Here is an 18762-nt window from a genome sequence, read left to right on the forward strand (position 1 = left end):
GTGCGCGGTCGTGGAACCAGTATGTGCGACGGCGAGGGGGAGCGGCGTTTCGCTCGGGTTCGGGGGACAGAGGTGCGGGAAGTGTCGACGTTTATCGCGCCCTATTGAATATTTGAAACCAAGGTGCAGCCGGTTCTTGAGCATTGAACTTTCGCCGTTCACTATCTCTACAGCAAGGGGCATGCAGGTCATCCTCGGTGGCCGTGTCAAGCACAACACTTTCGAACTCGCGAGCATTGTTTGGCGCAAGCAAAATTACGGCCCCGGTATTGACCAGAAATCACTACTTGGCAATGGGCTTGGTTCAGTAGAATTTTATGCGCCGTCACGATTCAGTGCGCAGAATGTGCTCCAGAATCCGCTGGGTGGCTTCAGCAATGGTAAGGACAGAGGTTTCTACACGAAGTTCCGGGTTCAGCGGCGGCTCATACGGGGCGCCGACTCCTGTGTAGCCTTGCACCTCTCCACTATTTGCCCTGCGGTAGAATCCCTTGGGATCGCGGGCCATGCAGATTTCAAGGGGGCACTGCACGTAAATTTCATGGAACGCCCCCCCCAGCCTCGCTTGGAGTTGGTCGCGCATGGCCCGGAAAGGTGTGATGAAGGCGCACAGGCAGACCAAACCCTGCCGTGACATGAGCCGGGCAACCTCACCTGCGCGGCGGATGTTTTCGTTGCGGTCCTCCGGGCTGAAGCCGAGGTCGGCGCACAGCCCTTCACGCATGAGATCTCCATCCAGAATGACATACTTCACGCCGTGCGTAGCGAGCAAAACGCCCGCCGCCCGTGCCAGTGTGGTCTTGCCGGAGCTGGAAAGCCCTGTGAGCCAATAGATTCCGGATTCGCCGTCAGGCATTGGAGCACCCCTATCGTGGTTTCGCATGTACGTTTGGGTGTATTCTACAATGTGGCCTTGGCCCGTATCTTTCACTGCCCCGTCGTGTTTCTCACTTCGGGACTATCCGCGGGCCCTATCGGGGTTCGATGCTCAGCTTGACGAAGCCGATGCCCAGATGCCGCACATCCTCCCCTTCGCCCAATGCCTTTGGTGATGAGGTTTTGGCGGGGATAAAGACCAGGGTCGTCGTCGGCTCTTGAAGGGCGAAAGAAACCTCGTGCACGCTGGCGGCGTACGTCAGCTTCACGCTCTTCTCCACACTCCCGGCATAGACCTTGACCGGGATGTTCTCATTCTCCTTGGTGCACAAAGCAGAGAGCACGACGGTGAACTTCTGCGGCAACGGCTCCTTGAACGTAAAGGTCACTGTAGGCGCAAGGGTAGCATCCGACCAGCGCCCCCAAGGCTCTTTTGCCGAAAGGCCCGTGACGGAGGCGAGGAACCCAGGCATGCCCTCGCTCGCGAAGTTGATTCCTTCCGAGGGCGTGGCGGCATAACTAGGCTCGGAGGCACCCGTCGCGCCCCTCCCGCCAGTCGAACTCGTTTTCTGCTGCGCGTCGTCGCGGGAGCAGGCAGGCAAGACAAGCAGCAAGCTGGCTGCGAGCAAAAGACCTAAAACGCGATGCATAAAGCCTCCTTACGGGCAATGCCCGAAAACGGCAACAACGTGGTCTCCGGCCCAGGTGGCGGGAGCGTCCGCGCGGTCAATTCCCTGCGCAGGCGGGCGGACTTGTTCCGCGCTCCTTGAGCACACTATCGTGGTAGTGCGCAAGAACCGTTTCAATGTCCCCGATCGCCCGGACCATTCCACCGTCAAGCCAGACGACACGGGTGCAAAGCCGCCTGATGGTTTCAGGCTCGTGCGAGACCAGCACGGTGGTTTGGCCGCCGCACATCTTCTTGCGCAACGCGGCGGATGACTTCTCACGAAAATATGCATCGCCGACGCCGAGCGTCTCATCGACCAGCAGGATGTCCGGCTCCATCTCAATGGCCACGGCAAAGCCCAGACGTGAAAGCATGCCCGTGGAGTAGCTGCGGATGGGCTCGCTGATCCAGTCCCCTAGTTCGGCAAAGGCGAGGATTCTGTCCATGCGTGCCTCCGCCTCCTTACGCGTGTAGCCCATGTAGAGGGCGCCGAGGATGGCGTTCTCCCGTCCCGTGAGATCCGGGCAGAACCCCAGGCGCAGGGTCAGTAGCGCGGTGGTCAGGCCGGGGCGGAAGCTGATGCGACCCGTGTTGGGCGTCAAAATCCGGCTGAGGATGCGCATCAACGTCGACTTGCCGGCACCATTCTGTCCGATGAGCCCTAGCGTCTCGCCGTTGCGGATAGAGAGATCAATCCCGCGCAGCGCCTCAAAACGGCGCATGCGCAGGCGGCTGCTGCGAATGTAATAGGTGCAGCCAACACCTGTCAGTTCAACGAGGGGGGGGGTGGGCATGGCGTCCTACTGCTGGCAGATGCGGGGGTATACACGGTCGAAACGCTTGATGGCCTGCACCGACGCAAGCAAGCACGCCCCCGCGCCAAGGGCGACGGTCGCCAAGTACGTCCAATCCGGCCACTGGCCGTCAAGGATGACTCTCCGATATTCGCGGATGAGGCCAGCCATGGGGTTAAGATACAGGATGTACCGGTGCTGCGGCAGCACAAAACTGTCCACATCGAAGAAGACACCGGAGATGAAGACCATGACGTTCAACACTGCCGAGACGATATACGGAAGATCTGGCAAGAATGGACAGCAAGCGGCCAGGGTTATTGCTGCAGCCATGACGCACAGGCCCTGCACCAAGGTTATGAGCGGCAGGGCCAGCCATGATGTGGACAGCGGAATCGGATACACCGCGAGCAGCAGCCCCATCAGGAGCAGGACGAAGACGTGCTTGTAGCAATCGCGAATGACTATCTCCAGCGGAAAGACAATCTTGGGGATGTCCACATGCTGCATGAGCTCGCTCGCTGCCTGAATGCTCGGGGTCGAGTGGCTTAGCGTTGCGGAGAACCATTGCCACTGCGTTGTGCCGATGAGAAGAAACAAGCTGAAGTGCTTTGTCGTATGGTTCATGAAGATACCAAAAACGACGTAATAGATAGCCATCGTGATGCAGGGTTCTAGAACCCACCACACGAAGTTGAGGTACAGCCGCGATATCTCGGCGCGCAGGTTAGCCCGGGCTTGATAAAAGAGTAAATCGAGGAGGGAGGCTAAGCGCATTTCGTGTGGTCCCTGTCGTTCGTCTGCGGTGAGTTTGGCTGTGCCCCGGAGCGCCGCATCCGCCGAGAAGCAAGTGTTTTTATTCGTCCCGCCGGAGCGGACATATACCGGGTACGCAAAGGGATCACAACCCACTGCCCCGCAGTTCCAGAGAACGCAGCACACAAAGCCAAGACTACTCGAGCCTGTCTAGAAAGCGCGCCAAAGGCTCCCCGCAGCCGATAACCGGCAGAAGAGCCTCCGCTGCGGCCCGCTCCGAAAAATTCCCCCATGCATACTCCCGCCCTCGAATGGCGAGAACCTCGCATTCGCTGGGCTCCAGCCACAGGAGGCGGCAAATTTCTGCGGCGAGGGCTTCCGCGCTGTCACAGGCCGGGCAGCAAGCGGCGATTCCCGGCAACCCTTCCAGCGCAATTCCCGTGGCCGCCAGCAGCATGCCGCTGGCCAAGGCCTCCACAACCTTGCCCTTCACTCCGGCGCCGTAGCGCAAGGGCACCACATTGACGCGCCGCACCCCCAACTGCCGGGACAGTTCCTCCTCGGTAAGACGGCCCAGAATGCGTACGTTGGAAGATTTTCGCCGGAGCAGGGCCTCCGGCATTTTCGAACCAGCGCACCAGAACACAGCCCCCGGACACCGCTCCAGAACCAGAGGAAAGACCTCATCCAGAAACCATGAAACGCCGTCCAAATTCGGCGGATGCCCGAACCCGCCGACGAAGAACAGGTCGCTCCGTGTGTCGTATCCGCCGGAAATGTGAGGGAGCTCCTCATAAGCGTAAAGCGGGATGTGCGCGCTGGCCACCTCCGGATACCGCCTGCGGAGGAGGTCCAGCTCCATGCTGCTAAACGTGAGCACAACATCGACCGCGTGGAAGATTCGGCTTTCCAATTGTTCCCAACGCAAGGCCTCCTCAAGATCCTGCCGCAGCCCGCTCAGCTCATACTCGCGCTGCTTGCGCAGGTGGTGCAGATCGTGGCCGCAGTAAAGCAAGCGGGCAGAGGTGTTTTGCCGACAGGCGTCGAGGAACTTTTCCGTTATGTGCGGGCGGTTGAGCAGCACAGCGTCGAGGTGATGGCCGTTCTCGGCAAGCCAAGTTCGCCAGTTCCGGGCCATCTCGTCGCCATACAGAACTTCCACGCCTATCCGCTGCAGGACCGAGGTGTAGGGCTCGTGGCGGAAAAAATTATCGCCGAGGAACTTCACGGCATAACCCGCCTTGAGCAGCAGGCGCATGTACTGGAACGTCGCTTTGGAACCAGCGTCCTGGTCGAAGTGCGGAACATAGTGGTCAATGACGAGTACGGTTCGTTTCCCGCGTGAACGGTCGCGGGCCAGAAACACGTTATCTCCGTTCGGAAAGTGCTCCGCTGCCAGTTTGTCGGTCCACCTGCGCACGAAGGTTTCTCTGTTGCGCACTTGATGCTGCTTGACACCTGCCGCCGTATCCGTGCCGTGCGACTTGCCCTCGTGGTGCACCACCACGGATTGCGGGTGGTAAACGACGCGCAGGTCTTGCTCTCTGGCCTTGAACGCCAGGTCGGTGTCCTCGAAGTAGGCCGGGGCATAACGCTCGTCAAAGCCGCCAACGCGCTCCCAGAAGTCGCGCCGAACAAGAATGCTTGCGCCGGAGATGTAGTCGGCATCCTTGACATAGTTGTATTGTGGGGCCTCCGGGTCGCCGTGGCGGCCGTAGTTCCACCCGGAGCCGTCGCTCCAGATGATGCCGCCGGCCTCTTGCAGGGTGCCATCCGGGTAAACCAGCTTCGAACCGCAGATGGCGATGCTCCGGTCTTGAGTCATAAGCTGGTGGAGCGGCCCCAGCCAGTCGCCTTGGACCTCGGTGTCGTTGTTCAGGAACAGCAGAAAGGGAGCGCGGGCTCTGCGTGCGCACCTGTTGCCGTTGCGCAGAAATCCCAGGTTCTCCTCGCCTCGCACCACGACGAGACCGGGAAACAGCTCTGCCGCCCGCCGCGTCTCGTCCGTCGAGGCGTCGTCGGCCAGCAGAATTTCGTAGGGTACCAGGGTTCCGCTATATAGGATGGAGCGGATGCAGGAACGGGTGAATGCCCATTGGTTGTAGGCGGGGATGATGATCGAAACCTCGGGGTGTTCGACGTGCGGCACCGGCTGCATGCCGACCGGCGTGGGAAGGGTGGCCGCTGTGCTCCGTGAGGCTCCGCTGAACAGCTCGATATAGTGCCGAAATATCCTGGCGCGCTGGTCTTTGTCATGGCAGCGCAGGGTCCGCCAAAAGTTGATCACTCGCTCCAGGGAAAGCAGTCGCAGAGCAAGTCCAGGAGCGGCGAGAGCCCCGCGCAGCAGGTCCGGAAGCCCGGTTGGCTGGCAGGGGGCCGCATGCCAGCTATTGGCCGGATTGTGCTGGTGCCGCCAGTCCAAAAAGTCCCGATTGATATTGGAGAGATGGGTGAGGGCGGAATCAACTGACCGGCCCAGCAGCGCACCGCCGAGCCGCGCCGGCAGATTGCCCAGGCGCCAGCTCCAAGAGCGAGAAAGGGCCTGCGCGGCCTCGCCGCTTTGCTCCAGCCAGTTTTGCAGCGCCCAAATGTCCCGTTCGTTCCGCGCCTGCGCCTCGCGGGCCTCTTCTTCCGCCTCGCGCTGCATGCCTCGTAGCGCATCCTGCCCGGCCAGCGCTCTCGCCAGCTCGCCCTCATTCCGCTTAACCTCAGCCTCGAACGTTTGCGCCAGCTCCCCGGCGGCGATTGCCTGACTTTGAAGAGCCCTGAAGGCTGTTCCTTGCCGTGCGATGTTCTGCTCGAGAATGTGCATGCACCTCTCGTGTTCCCGCGCCTGCTCGGCGAAGTTCGCCTGAAATGTCGTGCGCAGGGCGTATTCCCTGGATTCAATGTTCCGCGCGTGTTCTTTGGCCAGGGCATCGGCCTGAAATTCCAGCGCCTTGTCCCGTTCCTGCCGAAAAGTCTCCGCCTGGAGCGCCAGCGCCTCCGCATGCTCCTTGCCAAGGGTGGCGGCCTGTTCTCCAAGCGCCGTGGTATGTTCCTGTTGCAGCATCTCCAGCCTGGCCTCGGCCTCCTCGGGTGGAACATGGCCTGCGAAATCGCGGAGCCGGGCGGCAGCGAGGAGCGTGCGTGAGCCTGCCCGCAGGATGTCCTGTGCGGCGGCGGAGACAAGGCGGGGTTCCGGATTCGGCCCGCCGCTGGCGGCGGCGGTGAGATCGCGCCAAAGCTGCTCTTGCTCCGGGCTGAGGAGGGAACTCCTCAGCGGAGGCGCGATTCTGTGCGGGGCGTAGTCAAGAAAAGCTGAGACTGCGGCTTCGTCCGGCGCAGAGACAGCCGCACCGTGGCTGCGTAAATATCCAAGGATGCGCGCCATCTCGCTCGGATAGCTCTGGGCCAGGGCCTGGAATTCAACAAACAGGCATGGCAGGCCCTGAGAGTTGCGCAGGGCGGCGGCTGTGTAGTGCTCCCAGAGGGCAAGGCCATGGTGCAGGGGAAGCCGGTCGCGCCGGTGCAGGGAGAGCGCCACGCGAAGCGGATGGCGCACGGCATGGACAATCACAGGCCGGGGCGCGAGCTGAAGCCAGACGGGCAGCGTCAGGCAAAGGCGGGGGTCCTTCAGGAGCCAATCCGGTTCGCTATTGAAATTATCCAGAAGCCGTTCGGCCCGCTGCCGGAGAGGAGTGAGTCCCTCGGCGGGCAGTCTGTCCAGTCGGAAGCGCTCCGGACGATTCCAGGCTGCGCCAGCAAGGGAGAGCAGGGCGTCATTGAGCTCCATGGCCTCCTGGTTTTCCCAGAAACCCTTGGGGTTGTCCGGCTTGGGGAGCAACAGGGCGTCTTGCGCGCCAAGTGACACGCCCATCAGATTGATGAGCCGCGCCAGCAGCGAAGTGCCGGACCTGTGCATGCCGATGCAGAATGCCTTCATTTCTCATCCCTTCTCGAACACATCATGTCAGTCGCGGCCTGCGGAGGCAATAACGGAACGCATCGCCGTCAGAAAATGCGCGGTATCGTAGCACCGCGCCCGGCGCTGGCACTCTTCGCGCATGGCCGCCGCGCGGGTCGGCCCCAGCGCGAGGACGGCATCGCGAACCTCGTCCGGATCGGGATCCGGCGAGAGGAGGGTGCCGGTCCATCCATGCACGACGGTTTCCGCAAGACCGCCGCCGCGCGCGGCGATGACCGGCTTGCCCGAAGCCATTGACTCCACCGCGGACATGCCGAAATCTTCCGCCCAGGCCACGTTGATGGTGGCGATGCACCCGGCAAGCGCCTCCCTGTAGCGCGTTTCGGAAAGGGGGCCGACGAAGCGTATGTTCGGGGCTCCCCGAGCCAAGCGCAACAGGGGCCTCGTTTCCGGCCCGTTGGAGGTGATCACGAGGCTCCGGTCCGGCATGGCCAGGAACGCCGAGATGACACGGTCCACCCGTTTGAGGCGGTCCAGGCGCACGTGCGAGAGGTAATAGCCCGCCGCTGGCCGCCACTGGAAGGTCGAGGTGGCGCATGGCGGCGACACCACCACGGCCTCGCGGCGCAGCAAACGCGCAATCCTCTCTCGCACGGTCTGCGAATTGGCGACAACGACATCCATTTGCGCCACGGCTGCCTCGTAGCGGGGGCGCAGCCAGTCGCAGAAATACCGCAAGGGGCCGCGCAGGGGTGCGGCGACGCCGCGCAGGAACATCTCGGCGTCGTCGTACAAAAAGCGCGGGGGCGTGTGGCAGTAGAGTACGTTGCCGTCCTGCTTGGGCTGCTGCAACACGGCAAGAGGAGCATAGGTGCCGCTGAAAATCGCCGTCCTGTGGTCGGCCACGAGGACGGCCCCGCGCCCCGCAAAGGCCTGGGCCAGCAGATACTGGCGCAGCAGTGGGATGGGGAGCGTGGGCAGCAGTGTGCGCAGGCCGGGCGGGTACCCCGCTTCGAGGTAGGGGTGCCCTTTGCGGACAAAACCGCACAGAAGCGGCGCGCCAAGTCCCCTCCCCAGTTCCAGGCACAGTCTGCTCCCGCCGTCCGTGGCGTCAATGTAGTCGTGGAGGATGATCGTCATTCCGTGTCCCCGTGCGTGAGGGCGCGCCGAAGGAACATCACTAAGCCGGAGAAATAGCTCGGCAACAACCAGACTTCACCGCGCAGAGGAAGCAGAACAAGCTTGGCCACGGTCCGGAACGGCACCGCCGTCCATAAGGCCCAGCGATGGTGCCAGAGCAGGAAAAGAAAAGTGGACAGGGTTTCGTGATGATGACGCATGGCGCGGCCTTCACGCGTCGCCCCCGCCGACCGGCCCGTGCCGTGGCGGACGACGGCCGCCGGGCACCAGCGGAACGCATAGCCCGCGGCTCTGGCCCGGACGCAGAGATCAAACTCCTCGTAGTAGAGAAAGAACGCCTCATTGAGCAGGCCCACCTCCCGCGCCATCTCCGCCGGGAAGGCCAGGCTTGCCCCGTACACGTAGTCCACGCCCGGCGCCGGTCTCAAGATGGCCTCATCCAGTAATGCGCCAGGCCCCTGCGGGCGCAGGATGGAGGTCGCCGGAGAGAAGCGGCAGCCGAGGGTCAGCTCCAGCCGGGCGGGTTCGTCGTCGCGGACGACCGCTGTGCCGACTATGGCGCGCGCGTTATGCTCCAGGCACTCGCGCAACAGCGCCGGAGCGTCGGCATTGACCCATGTGTCGTTGTTCAACAGCCACAGCCAGCGCACACCGGAGGAGCGGAGCGCTAGGGCGATGCCGAGGTTGCAGCCCCTGGCAAACCCGAGGTTCGCCCCGGCGGGAATGATCCGAACTGCGGCCTGGCCGGGTTCCTTGTCTCCGGGCGACACGATCCGGCAGGGCGCTCCGCCTTGCAGAAGCAGCTGCTCAAGGGACTCGGCGACGGAGTCCGCAGCGTTGCAGATGACGATGATCTGTGGGGGAGCGCAGCCAGCAAGCAAGGACGCCACACAGTCCTGCGTCACCGCGATGTCCCCATGGTGGACGATGATGCAGGCGAGATCGTGCAGGGACATTCCCCCCTTTTGGTTCTTGCGGCGCATTATATCTATCACATGATCTCGTGCTGCAACGTGCAGGGGCCAGGCCAGAGAAGCAGGTCGCCTCCAACGCTTATTTCCTTCGCGAAGGGGGCGTCATTGCGTCGCAACAAGCACGAAAACTCCAGGCATGTTGGCGGCGATGATCCCGTGCTCAGCGGAGATGCGCATAACCATCTCCACACGCGACCAGCCCGCGTCGCGCATCTTTTCAAGAATGTCCCAGCCCGGAATTTGGTAGACGAGGGAGCCCTTGGGATTGATTGGATCGCCATGATACTCCGGCGGAGCGAGAAACTCGGTGCCGTTCGAGGTTTCGCGGGCCTTGATCAACGTGTTCTGTCCACCGATATTGAAGGGGAACGTGCTGACCAACCTCCCCCCTGGGCGAAGCGTACGCAGCAGTTCGCGCAGCACACGGTCCAAATCGGGAACATGCTCGAAAACCTCGTTGACGACGGCCAGATCGAAGACTGCGTCGGAAAAGCTCAAGCAGGCGAGATCCTCGTGCCTGATCTGTCTCCCTGGCGGATGATATTCCGAGCCAATGAACTGTGGGTAGCGATGTGCCAACTGGCAGGCGAACTCGGTTACGGCCTCCGGAGCGTAAATGCGGGCGTCCTCCGGCCGCATGTTCAGGAGCGCGTGGCACAGTTCAAGCCAAACCGCTCGCAAGCGGCAATTGAGGCCTCGGAAGCGGAAGCCCTCACGATAATTGCTGTCAGGTGTCTCCAATTCTCGGGGTGAGGCGGCACAGTTGTGGATAGGGCAGGCGAAGCCCTCTCGGCGCAACGCCTGCGCAAGTTCCTCCACGTGCGCCTGCTGGAAGACCCACGGGTTCTGCTCGGCCCATTGCAGCCATTGTTCAATGCTGGTGAAGGCCATGCGGAACTCGGTCGGGCAGAGACCCACAGACGGATTCTGGAGGGGCTGTCCGGCAGGGGGCAAGGCGTCCCCTGGGCCAAGCTCGGTCTTGCTGGACGTCATTGTGTGTCCTCCGGGGCAGGTGCAACATACCGGCCGCGATCGATGCGCCGGACCTCCGGGTACATTTCGTCCAGCCGCCCGCGGACCCAGTGTGGGAGTCGGCGGTTGCGCTGATAGAATGGAACGCTGAGGTTGGTGGCGGTATAGATGCCGAAAAGTGTATTGGTAACGTGTCCCATGGACACGCAGGTAATCCCCGTGCGGCGGTGGATTTCCTCCACAAGCGGCATGCCATATCCACCGCAGGCGCCGATGAATACTTGCGCGCCGCTGGCGCGAATGGCCTCCTCGCTCTCGTGGACGAGCACCGCGAAGCTTTCTGACCAGTCCCGGTGCGGGCGGTAAGGCCAGGCGGACATGGGCGGCATGACGCATGTAAGGTTTTTCAGCCGTACCGGGATCCCGCAGCCGAGCCAGAGCGCGTGGAGCCCGCCCTGATCGAAATGAGCCTGAACCTGGTTAGCGAAGGCACTGGCGAACACCACGGAAAGGCCATCAAGATCCCGCAGGAACGCCTCAATATTGAGCTCATGGAGCTGTTTTTCTCGCAATGTCGGCAGCAGCGGAACAAGCGGGAGGAACGTATGGGCATGCCCAGCGAGGATATGCCCACGCTCAAGCGCCGACTTATAGCGCTCGGCCCAGTCCTGGAAAGCTCGCTCCGCTGTGTCGGGTGTGGCGTACCATCCTGCATTGACGGCTATCCGCGCCACATTGGCCAGAGGAGAACAGTGCGGCCACCACGGGTCTGAAGCTGCCAACCCAGCGATTTCGTCACCCGCCCCAGCCTGCGCCATCTCGGCAATGCGCCGCGCCGCGCAGCACGTTTCTTCCGGCGCCGCAAGGTAGTTGTGGAGCGCCCACATCTGCCCATTTCCGACGCGTACCCACAGGCTCCCCTTTTCCGGCTGGGCGGGCGTGAGCCGTTTCGGCTTTGGCGCGGCGTTGGGGGTGTTCTTATCCTTCGGCAAATGGGGCAGCATCAATTGCGCAAACAACCCGGCGTGGGCGTCCTCCCGCCGCATTGTCTGCCAATTCTCAAGGAACAGATCGTCAACGACCGGGACACTCCAATGCAGCAGGGCGGAGAGCGCCGTGAAAAACGGCGTAGACAGCGGCAGCTCCCAGCCCTCGATGCGCGAAAGGCATAGGGCCGAGAGATTGATGCCGACGCGCCCGTCATCCGCCACGCGGGCAGCTGGACCTTGGCCGAAACAGAACCCCCAACGCTCGACCCGGGGATGCTCACGCAAGTCCTGGCGGACCGACTCCAGGAAACGCGCAAGGCGCGTTAGCCCTTCGCCAGCTTCCGAGGAGAAGAGCCCCACGCCCAGGGCCTTGTCCATTACGCTCTCCCCTGCGTCCGGGCTGTGGTTGAGCAGGCACTCCATCACAGTTTCGCAGAGCCAGGACTCAGCCAGGGACTGCGCGCACCGCATCCGCTCAAGCAGGTGGACAGTGACTTCTGCGTAACGGTTTGTGCGGCGGGTTAGCCGCAGCACAAGCGGCCAGCACGCCTGGAGGTCCGGCTCAGTGTTGAACAAGGCAATGGCCTGGGTACGGACCGCTTCCAAAAGCGTTGCAGCACATTCCGGATCGGACTCCCCCTCCTGGGCCAGCACGGCGCATCGCAGACTGAAGACTTCGCCCCAAGGATGAAAGTCATCACGAGCACGGTGACATTTTAGAAACTGCACCGCCGCAACGGGGTCTGACTGGGCGAGTCTCTCCGCCTGTGAGCAGATCTCGGAAATGGTGGCCTCTGGCCGGGGGGCTTGCTGCGCCATGCTATTTCCAGAAAACGGCAATGAGTTCACAAACACGCCCGACGGAGGCCATATCCAGCCGGGAGTGGCTGGGGAGGCAGAGCGTGTTCTCCGCAGCGCATTCGGCCCCCGGAAAAGGACCAGGCTGGGCGAACAGGGTCGTTCGGTGCAGAGGATGGTAGTAGAACGCGGTGTAAATTCCGTTTTCCCGCAGGTGCTGGGCCAGAGCATCGCGCCGGGCAGGGTCGACCTGAATCCAGAACAGGTAGGGTGAGGCTTCCGTTCCCTGCCTCGGTTGCGGCGGTAGAACCACCCAAGGCATATTGCCCAGCAGTTCCCGGTACCTCGTCTGGACGCGCCGCCGTCGCTCAAGCATCTCCGGCAGTCGGCGTAGCTGCACCCGTCCCATGGCTGCGGCCACGTCCGAAATCTGGGCCTTGCGCCCTTCCGTCACCACGTCGAATTCCCACCAGCGGGCGGCTTGGTCCGAACTGATGCCCGGCGCGGCGGTTTGCCCCAGTCGCAGCCGCGGAGCCAGCCGCTTCCGCATTTCCGGGTCGGCCACGTAGAGCGCGCCGCCTTCGGACATGGTCATGATCTTAGCGGAGTCGAAGGACCAGACACCAATGTCGCCCAGCGTCCCGCACGCCCTGCCGCCAATTTGTGTGGCGGGACTGCAAGCTGCATCCTCAATGACCACAACCCCCCGTTCCCGCAGGATGGGAATGATCTCGTCCAGATGGCAGGCCAAGCCTCCAAAATGGAGCAGCAATGCCGCCTTGGTCCGAGGGGTGATGGCTTCGGCGACGGTCCGGGCTGTGGCGTTCAGTGTGCGCGGGTCCACGTCGCAGAGCACAGGAATGGCACCTGCGGCCCGAATGGCCTGGCCTGCGGCAAGAAAGCTGATGGTGGGAAGGAGCACCTCGTCGCCGGGCTGGAGGTCCAGCAGCCGAACGGCATGAAACAACGCCTCTGAGCAGGAAGGCACGGTGAAGATGCTTTCCCTGGGAACGCAGAGGTGCTGGGCGAACTCGTCTTCGAAGGACGCGGTCTCCACTCCTTTGCCGAGCCAGCCCGAGGCGAGGACGGTCTGGAGCGCTGCCAACTCTTCCGGCCCCACATCCGGAGAATGCAGGTTCATCAGCGGAGCAACCGATTTTTCTCCTCGCGTCATATCGTTTGTCCATCAAGACATGTTTCTAGCTGCGCCGCGAAGCCGGGATAAAAATGCGAGACCAAAGGTTCAATGCTCTGCAGCGCGCGCGCCAGCGGGACGAAGTCGACACTAGCATAGCGTTGCGCAGCGTTGAATACAGCGATGGACCTTGTAGGCGCCATCGCCCGCGGCGATAGCCGGGCGATGCTGGCACGTGGCCCCTGAACGATGTCCTCGTAGCGCAAGATCCTGTCAGGCGGAAAGGTGCGGTATATGCCCAGCAGCCAAGCCAGCAGCAGCACCTGCCGCCTGATCCGCTCAGACTCGCGTGAGAGGTCCGCCGCGAGCGCGGGGGAGAAGCACTCAGCTGAGCGCAAGTGGCCGCGGTTGATGGGCAGGTCGATGGTCTGCCAGGAAGCGAGCACATGGAGAGGGTTGCGCACGATGGCCACAAGCGGATAGCGCTTCGCCAGCGGGTCGGCCATAGCTGTGAACTCGCCAAGGTGCTTGATGAACAGGTGGAAGTTCGGGGTGACCGGCTGGCCGAGCCTGACGACGCCTCGTTCCTGATGGAAGCTGCGCAATCCTTCGCCGGAGGCTGGCGGGGAGACAAGGTCGCCGGGGATGAGACCGCAGATGTGCCGGGAAATAACCTCTCCCGAACGCACGGCCCTGTCTCGCGTCGTGCCGACGAAGTCGTCGATCTGGGCCAGGGCGCGCCCGTGATCGCCATCAGACAGGAAGGGGATGGGCTCGATGAGGGCGACAGTCTCGGGCAATTCGTTCAGCAGGGCACAGACAAGCGTCGTTCCCGACCGCGGTAGGCCGGTAAGCAGCACCGTCGCTGCCGCCCCTTGAACGGATTCCATCACGCTCACTCTTTCTCCGCAGATGGTTGCCAATGCCGCGCCTCACTCCATTCCGTGGTGCCACCGCCTGAAGTCGAGGCACAGACACAAAGCATTTTGTCCGAACGGGGCTGAAAATGAAACAAGGGGGCCGTAAGCCCCCCTGCCGTTCGTCTCGTCGCGAAACTAGAACTGGTACATGAAGTTCATCAACCCCCCGGCCTTGGTCAGGTTCTCGCGAATGCCGTAAGTTCCTGTGAGCCCAAGGGTCATCCTGTCCGTTACGGTGTAGTTGAAGCCGAGGTCGAAATCGGTTCCCCACAGGTCCACGCTTTCGTTGCCAGACTTCAGGAGGTCGTGCGAGTAGGTCGCGCCGACGAAGGGTTTGAAGTTCCCCAAGTCGAAGGTGCCGCGCACACCCAAGTTGCCCTGCCACAGATAGATGTCTGACTTGCCGTACCCTGTGGTTTTAAGCGTGTAGCTGCCCTGGTTCTCATTCAGATACAGGGAGCCAACGCGGCCGCTGAGCAAAAATTTATCCCAAACCAGGTACTTGGTTAGGCCAACGGAGGCAAATGTGCGGGCGGCGACCATGCTGTCCTGGTACTTTACATCACTCTGCGTGTCTTTCATCGTGTAATTGAGCCACGTGTAACTGAGAGCGGCATCGGCCACCAAGTCCTTGGTGAAGGAGTAACTCAGATAGGGCATGATGGACAGCCCGTCATAATCCATGTTGCCGGAATTGTACTTGGTGGTGAGATTGAGGCGTTCGTAACCAAAGCCCAAACCGATGATCAAATCGCCCAGGCGCTTGTCCAAACCGACCATGGCGGTGGAGAGGGTGCCGTCATAGCTCCCGCCGCTCTTGCTGTTGTCGAGGTACAAGCTGCCCCCGAGCGCCCAGACATCAATTCCTGCGGGCTCATTGCCGGAGGACCGTCCGCCACTGGTGCCACCAGCCCCCCCACCAGAACCGCCGCCGGGGGCACCGCCAGGGGCACCGAACCCTCCGCCGCTAGGGGCAAACCCGCCACCGCTTATTCCACTTGTGAAAGTGCCAGGGGTTGTCAGCGAGGTTATGCGCGTGGCAACCATGCCGAGGTTGACCGCAGACGAAGTCTGCGCGATGTTCGATGTAACGAGAGACTTGCTCTCTTCGCTGGTCGTGTTTCCGGCGTGGGCTCCGACCGGAACGATCAGCGCCAGAAGGCACACCAGGGCAAACATCATATTGCGTTTCATTATTGCTTCTTTCTTCCTTAATGGTGTCACGCTCCACCTCTTCCGGCGCAACGTGCAGTGGTCCCAAAATCGGTTCCGGCTCGAAGAACGACCGTGGCTGACCCTTCTTTCGGACCTATTGGGCCGGCATCACTCCGACTTGGCCAGTGGAGAGACGCTTCACTTCCAGCTTGTCCGCAGCGATTTTGCGCACCTCGACATCCTCTCCGACGCCGAGACCTTCGATGCCTGTAGCAGCGAAGTCCTTGGCGTTCGTCACCTTCATTTGGATGACTTCGTTGATTTTCATCGACTGGATGTTCGCCACGACCATGGGCACGGCGTGTGGCGCAGAGACGGGACCAGCGGCGAACGCCGGAACACAGAATAGCGACAGAGCTATCAGGACACTGGGGATGCGCACTGAACACCTCTCTTTTTTTTGGTGAATTATACCTTTGCTTTCTCGAATGCAACAATTACTCTGCCTTCAGGAGACGGCATGTTAACTGGTAGCAAATACACATCACCATCTTGGGCGCTCGTCGCCTCCGCCCTTGGTTGCGCCTGCGCGTCCGCCCTTTTTCTGCACCGCATGACGACAGAATTCGACCTGCGCTACAGCGACACCCTTCTGCCCATGCTGAGCGAAGCAGACGGCTATTTCCACCTGGCCCAGTCGCAGCAGATGCTCTCCGGGCGGATAGCCTGGGCGCAAGCGCCGCTGCTCAGCGTCCTTGGCGCAAGCGTCCACCTAGCCACCCGCCAGCCGATTGAAATTGTCGCGTTTTGGCTTCCAGTGGCCATCGCCACCTTCTCCGGGCTGTTGTTTTGGGGGTGGGGCAAATTGCTCGCGCTCCCGCAGTCCGGTGTTCTCGCCGCTGCCTTCCTGGGGGCATTCATCCCCGCCGTCTTGGAACGGGGCGGTCCAGGGTGGTACGACACCGATCCCGGCGTCTTTTTACTTTTCCACGGTGCCCTGCTTGCGACGGCCTGGGTGAGTTTTGCCCCTGGCAGGCCAAGGACCGCACACGTGGGCTGGTTGCTGGCCTGCATCGCCTTGCTGGGCTGGTGGTGGCGGCCGGGAATGCTGGCGCTGCCCCTGTGCCTGCTTTTGTGGGGAGGCTCGTTCGCGCTGGCGCAGTCGCGGCCTTGGCAGCGGCGGCGCTTGGTCACGGGCTTCGCTGTGGTGGTCGCCTGCGGTCTTTGCTGGGTGTTGCCGGACTCCATGCTGCCCCAGGCCGCCGCCACCCTTCGCGGCTATTTTTTCAGACACGCGGACATATCCCTCAGCGGATCGCGGGCTTTGGTCTTCAGCTCCATTGATGAACTGGAGCCACTCGGCGCGGCGGACGTCCTTGACGGCCTGGGGGGTGGCCTCTGGACAGGGGGCGCCGCGCTCGTAGCCGTTGCGCTGATGCTTTGGCGCAGGCCGAGATGTGCCCTGTTTTTCGTCCCATCCCTGCTGTGCATCGGGCTGTCATTCTATGCGAAGCGCTTTCTGTTCCTTGCGGGTCTCCCCGTAGCCCTCGGCGTGGGGCTGCTCCCGGAAACGCTCCCCTCCCTTGGGCTTTTGCAGCCAGTCTTCTTGCAGGCGCAAGGCCGGACCAGAGTGAAAAACATTCTCGGCTGGGGAGTGTGCCTTCTGGTGTTGGCAGGTTGTGTCCACAATCTTTACGTCCGGCCTCTGCATTTCATTTTTCAGCGCCCCCAGGACCGCCTCGCCCTGGCCCTCAGACAGGCCGCTACGGCAGATGCACGCCTGTGGAACTGGTGGGATGACGGCTACTTTCTTGCCGCGCGCAGCGGGCATGCCCCGTTGTTCGACGGCGGCAGTCAGACCCCCCGAATGTGCTTCATCGCCGCGCATCCCCTGGTTTCCACGGACCCGCAGTTTGCGCGGCGCTGGATCCGCTTCTTTGCCCTACGCGGCGAGGCGGGCCTCGACCCACTACGCGCGGCATGGGGCGATGAAGCTGTCGTTTGGCGGCGGCTGGAAGCCGTGTTCTCCGCCCCGGACCCGCTGGCTGCGCTGGCGGAGCAGCCGCCCGGCCCGAAGGCGGACTGGCTGTTTCCCCAGGGCCGTGTGTTCCTCTATCTGCCGCAGCGTTTCCTCAACCTTTCCAAGTGGTGGTTCGCCATGGGAGCCTCACCCGTTCCGGACGCGCGGACGCTGCGCCCGCACATCGACGTCTTTGACCGGACTGGCTTCAGCTACGCGTCCGGGGATGCGCAGGTGTTGCTTCCGGATGCCGCAGTGAAGAAGGGCTACCGCAAGTTCGGCGGCGTGTTCGAGACCGGTCGGGCTCCCCTCGCCCCGCCCTGGGGCGGCGGCAACCCCGGGCCGTATGTCGTGGTGTCCGACGTTTCTCCCTGGCTGTATATTGTCGATGAGGACGCCATTGGCTCCGTCGGTTTCCGGCTTTTGGCCCCCGGTGGCCCGGGCCTGCCAGGTTTTGCCCCTGTGCTGGTGGACCACGCCCGCGGCGGCGTTTGGGAAGTGCTGCCGTGAGCTGCCAAAACCGGGTGATTGTCGTCATCCCCGTGCTCGACGAGGAGCCGACCATCGCTTCCCTCGTTCGAGCCATCCTCGCCATGGGGCTACCTGTGGTCGTGGTTAACGACACCAGCGGCGACCGCAGCGCGGCCATAGCGCGGGAGGCGGGGGCACGTGTGCTTGACCTGCCCTGGCGCATGGGTGCCTGGGGTGCGGCGCAGACAGGAATCTGCCTGGGGCTGCGCGAGGGCTACGGGCGCATCATCACCATCGATGGCGACGGACAACACGACCCGCAGGACATCGCCAGACTGCTTGCGCCCTTCTCCACGGGCGAGGCGGACATCATCATCGGTTCCTGTACGGAGCGCGGCAGCGCGGCCCGGCGGATTGCCTGGCGCTTCTTCCGAACGCTGACGGGTCTGAAAACCAAAGACTTCACCTCGGGTTACCGAGCCTATAACCGGAAAGCCGCGCGTTGCCTGCTCAACGACGAGGCGACCCTGGCCGATTATCAAGATCTTGGCGTGCTGCTCGCTGCGCGCCGTCACGGCCTGCGCATCATGGAGATCCCGGTGGACATGCGGCAACGTGGCGCGGGCAAGTCCCACATATTCTCCTCGTGGTTGAAGGTGACGCAATACTTGGTGTACACATTCGCCATCGCCTGCATGCGACGTTAAACAGACCCCTATCACCCTAAAAAAACAACGGAGTTCCCAGCCGATGATCCACCGCATAACCTTCGGCTTGGCCGCCCTGTTGTTTGGAGCACTGGTGCTTCGTCTGGCCCGGCGCGACCGCCTTCTGTCCACCGCCGCAGCCTGGTGGCTTGGAGGGGCGTTCCTGCTGCTGGTCTCCGGCGCCGCTCCCGAGCTGTTCCGCTCGGCGGCGGCGGTCTTCGGCATAGAACTCCTGCCCTCCGCGCCGCTGTTTTTGGCCATCGCATTTCTCGCCTTGCGAGGGCTTTTTGTCGACATGGACCGCACGCGCCGCGAACTCTGCCTGCGGCGTCTTGTCCAACGTCACGCACACCTGGAGCTGCGCGTGCGGGAGGTGGCGCAGGCGCTCGCTGCACACGGCATGCCCCTGCCAGAGCGCGGCGACATGACCGAGGATTTGGAAGGGACCGGCGGCGGTGCTTCCCCTCCAGACCGTTGA

16 protein-coding genes are annotated in these 18762 nt (G+C 62.6%); 3 read left to right on the top strand and 13 right to left on the bottom strand.

Features of this window, described 5'->3' with window-relative positions; all coding sequences use genetic code 11:
- Positions 1-325 precede the first annotated feature (325 nt).
- The 13 genes from cysC to ACYQ4W_RS02750 all read right to left on the bottom strand — a co-directional run bounded on the left by cysC (position 326) and on the right by ACYQ4W_RS02750 (position 15528).
- The gene (cysC, locus tag ACYQ4W_RS02690) at positions 326-856 is read right to left on the bottom strand and encodes an adenylyl-sulfate kinase (protein WP_459852491.1); all 531 of its coding nucleotides are present in this window, start codon (positions 854-856) and stop codon (positions 326-328) included.
- Between the two features lie 115 nt (positions 857-971).
- Complete coding sequence (locus tag ACYQ4W_RS02695; protein WP_459852493.1) at positions 972-1526, bottom strand: DUF7024 domain-containing protein; 555 nt, start codon at positions 1524-1526, stop codon at positions 972-974.
- Between the two features lie 76 nt (positions 1527-1602).
- Positions 1603-2340: an ABC transporter ATP-binding protein gene (locus tag ACYQ4W_RS02700; RefSeq protein WP_459852496.1), complete on the bottom strand. Its 738-nt coding sequence runs from the start codon at positions 2338-2340 to the stop codon at positions 1603-1605.
- Between the two features lie 6 nt (positions 2341-2346).
- Positions 2347-3117, bottom strand: coding sequence for an ABC transporter permease (locus ACYQ4W_RS02705; protein ID WP_459852499.1), 771 nt, complete (start codon positions 3115-3117; stop codon positions 2347-2349).
- Between the two features lie 175 nt (positions 3118-3292).
- Entirely contained in the window at positions 3293-7021 is a 3729-nt protein-coding gene (locus ACYQ4W_RS02710; protein ID WP_459852501.1) for a glycosyltransferase, read from the bottom strand.
- Between the two features lie 27 nt (positions 7022-7048).
- Positions 7049-8143 (bottom strand): glycosyltransferase, encoded by a 1095-nt coding sequence (locus ACYQ4W_RS02715; protein ID WP_459852504.1) that lies wholly within the window; start codon positions 8141-8143, stop codon positions 7049-7051.
- A complete protein-coding gene (locus tag ACYQ4W_RS02720; RefSeq protein WP_459852506.1) occupies positions 8140-9099 on the bottom strand; it encodes a glycosyltransferase family 2 protein in 960 nt (319 codons plus the stop codon). Before ACYQ4W_RS02720 ends, ACYQ4W_RS02715 begins: the two co-directional genes overlap by 4 nt.
- 120 nt (positions 9100-9219) lie before the next feature.
- Entirely contained in the window at positions 9220-10008 is a 789-nt protein-coding gene (locus ACYQ4W_RS02725; RefSeq protein ID WP_459852508.1) for a class I SAM-dependent methyltransferase, read from the bottom strand.
- 98 nt (positions 10009-10106) lie between these two features.
- Positions 10107-11897, bottom strand: coding sequence for a hypothetical protein (locus ACYQ4W_RS02730; protein ID WP_459852510.1), 1791 nt, complete (start codon positions 11895-11897; stop codon positions 10107-10109).
- 1 nt (position 11898) lies between these two features.
- Positions 11899-13050 carry a DegT/DnrJ/EryC1/StrS family aminotransferase gene (locus ACYQ4W_RS02735; RefSeq protein ID WP_459852512.1) on the bottom strand — a complete coding sequence of 384 codons (1152 nt, stop codon included), beginning with the start codon at positions 13048-13050 and terminating at the stop codon, positions 11899-11901.
- Positions 13047-13901, bottom strand: coding sequence for a sulfotransferase (locus ACYQ4W_RS02740; protein ID WP_487247251.1), 855 nt, complete (start codon positions 13899-13901; stop codon positions 13047-13049). The genes ACYQ4W_RS02735 and ACYQ4W_RS02740 overlap by 4 nt, the downstream gene beginning before the upstream one ends.
- Positions 13902-14066: 165 nt before the next feature.
- Entirely contained in the window at positions 14067-15125 is a 1059-nt protein-coding gene (locus ACYQ4W_RS02745) for an autotransporter outer membrane beta-barrel domain-containing protein (RefSeq protein WP_459852516.1), read from the bottom strand.
- 115 nt (positions 15126-15240) lie between these two features.
- The gene (locus tag ACYQ4W_RS02750; RefSeq protein WP_459852518.1) at positions 15241-15528 is read right to left on the bottom strand and encodes a hypothetical protein; all 288 of its coding nucleotides are present in this window, start codon (positions 15526-15528) and stop codon (positions 15241-15243) included.
- A gap of 78 nt (positions 15529-15606) precedes the next feature.
- Between ACYQ4W_RS02750 and ACYQ4W_RS02755 the strand changes: the two genes are divergently transcribed.
- From ACYQ4W_RS02755 to ACYQ4W_RS02765, 3 genes are read left to right on the top strand one after another with little or no spacing between them, the layout of a single operon-like run.
- Positions 15607-17616: a hypothetical protein gene (locus ACYQ4W_RS02755; RefSeq protein ID WP_459852520.1), complete on the top strand. Its 2010-nt coding sequence runs from the start codon at positions 15607-15609 to the stop codon at positions 17614-17616.
- Positions 17613-18284 (top strand): glycosyltransferase family 2 protein, encoded by a 672-nt coding sequence (locus ACYQ4W_RS02760; RefSeq protein WP_459852522.1) that lies wholly within the window; start codon positions 17613-17615, stop codon positions 18282-18284. Before ACYQ4W_RS02755 ends, ACYQ4W_RS02760 begins: the two co-directional genes overlap by 4 nt.
- A gap of 43 nt (positions 18285-18327) precedes the next feature.
- Positions 18328-18762 carry a DUF2304 domain-containing protein gene (locus ACYQ4W_RS02765; RefSeq protein WP_459852524.1) on the top strand — a complete coding sequence of 145 codons (435 nt, stop codon included), beginning with the start codon at positions 18328-18330 and terminating at the stop codon, positions 18760-18762.

The sequence above is a fragment of the Humidesulfovibrio idahonensis genome, assembly GCF_054657715.1.

Coding starts and splice junctions, on each gene's coding strand:
- cysC (WP_459852491.1), bottom strand. CDS start 856: ATGCCTGACGGCGAATCCGGAATCTATTGGCTCACAGGGCTTTCCAGC.
- ACYQ4W_RS02695 (WP_459852493.1), bottom strand. CDS start 1,526: ATGCATCGCGTTTTAGGTCTTTTGCTCGCAGCCAGCTTGCTGCTTGTC.
- ACYQ4W_RS02700 (WP_459852496.1), bottom strand. CDS start 2,340: ATGCCCACCCCCCCCCTCGTTGAACTGACAGGTGTTGGCTGCACCTAT.
- ACYQ4W_RS02705 (WP_459852499.1), bottom strand. CDS start 3,117: ATGCGCTTAGCCTCCCTCCTCGATTTACTCTTTTATCAAGCCCGGGCT.
- ACYQ4W_RS02710 (WP_459852501.1), bottom strand. CDS start 7,021: ATGAAGGCATTCTGCATCGGCATGCACAGGTCCGGCACTTCGCTGCTG.
- ACYQ4W_RS02715 (WP_459852504.1), bottom strand. CDS start 8,143: ATGACGATCATCCTCCACGACTACATTGACGCCACGGACGGCGGGAGC.
- ACYQ4W_RS02720 (WP_459852506.1), bottom strand. CDS start 9,099: ATGTCCCTGCACGATCTCGCCTGCATCATCGTCCACCATGGGGACATC.
- ACYQ4W_RS02725 (WP_459852508.1), bottom strand. CDS start 10,008: ATGGCCTTCACCAGCATTGAACAATGGCTGCAATGGGCCGAGCAGAAC.
- ACYQ4W_RS02730 (WP_459852510.1), bottom strand. CDS start 11,897: ATGGCGCAGCAAGCCCCCCGGCCAGAGGCCACCATTTCCGAGATCTGC.
- ACYQ4W_RS02735 (WP_459852512.1), bottom strand. CDS start 13,050: ATGACGCGAGGAGAAAAATCGGTTGCTCCGCTGATGAACCTGCATTCT.
- ACYQ4W_RS02740 (WP_487247251.1), bottom strand. CDS start 13,901: ATGGAATCCGTTCAAGGGGCGGCAGCGACGGTGCTGCTTACCGGCCTA.
- ACYQ4W_RS02745 (WP_459852516.1), bottom strand. CDS start 15,125: ATGAAACGCAATATGATGTTTGCCCTGGTGTGCCTTCTGGCGCTGATC.
- ACYQ4W_RS02755 (WP_459852520.1), top strand. CDS start 15,607: ATGTTAACTGGTAGCAAATACACATCACCATCTTGGGCGCTCGTCGCC.
- ACYQ4W_RS02765 (WP_459852524.1), top strand. CDS start 18,328: ATGATCCACCGCATAACCTTCGGCTTGGCCGCCCTGTTGTTTGGAGCA.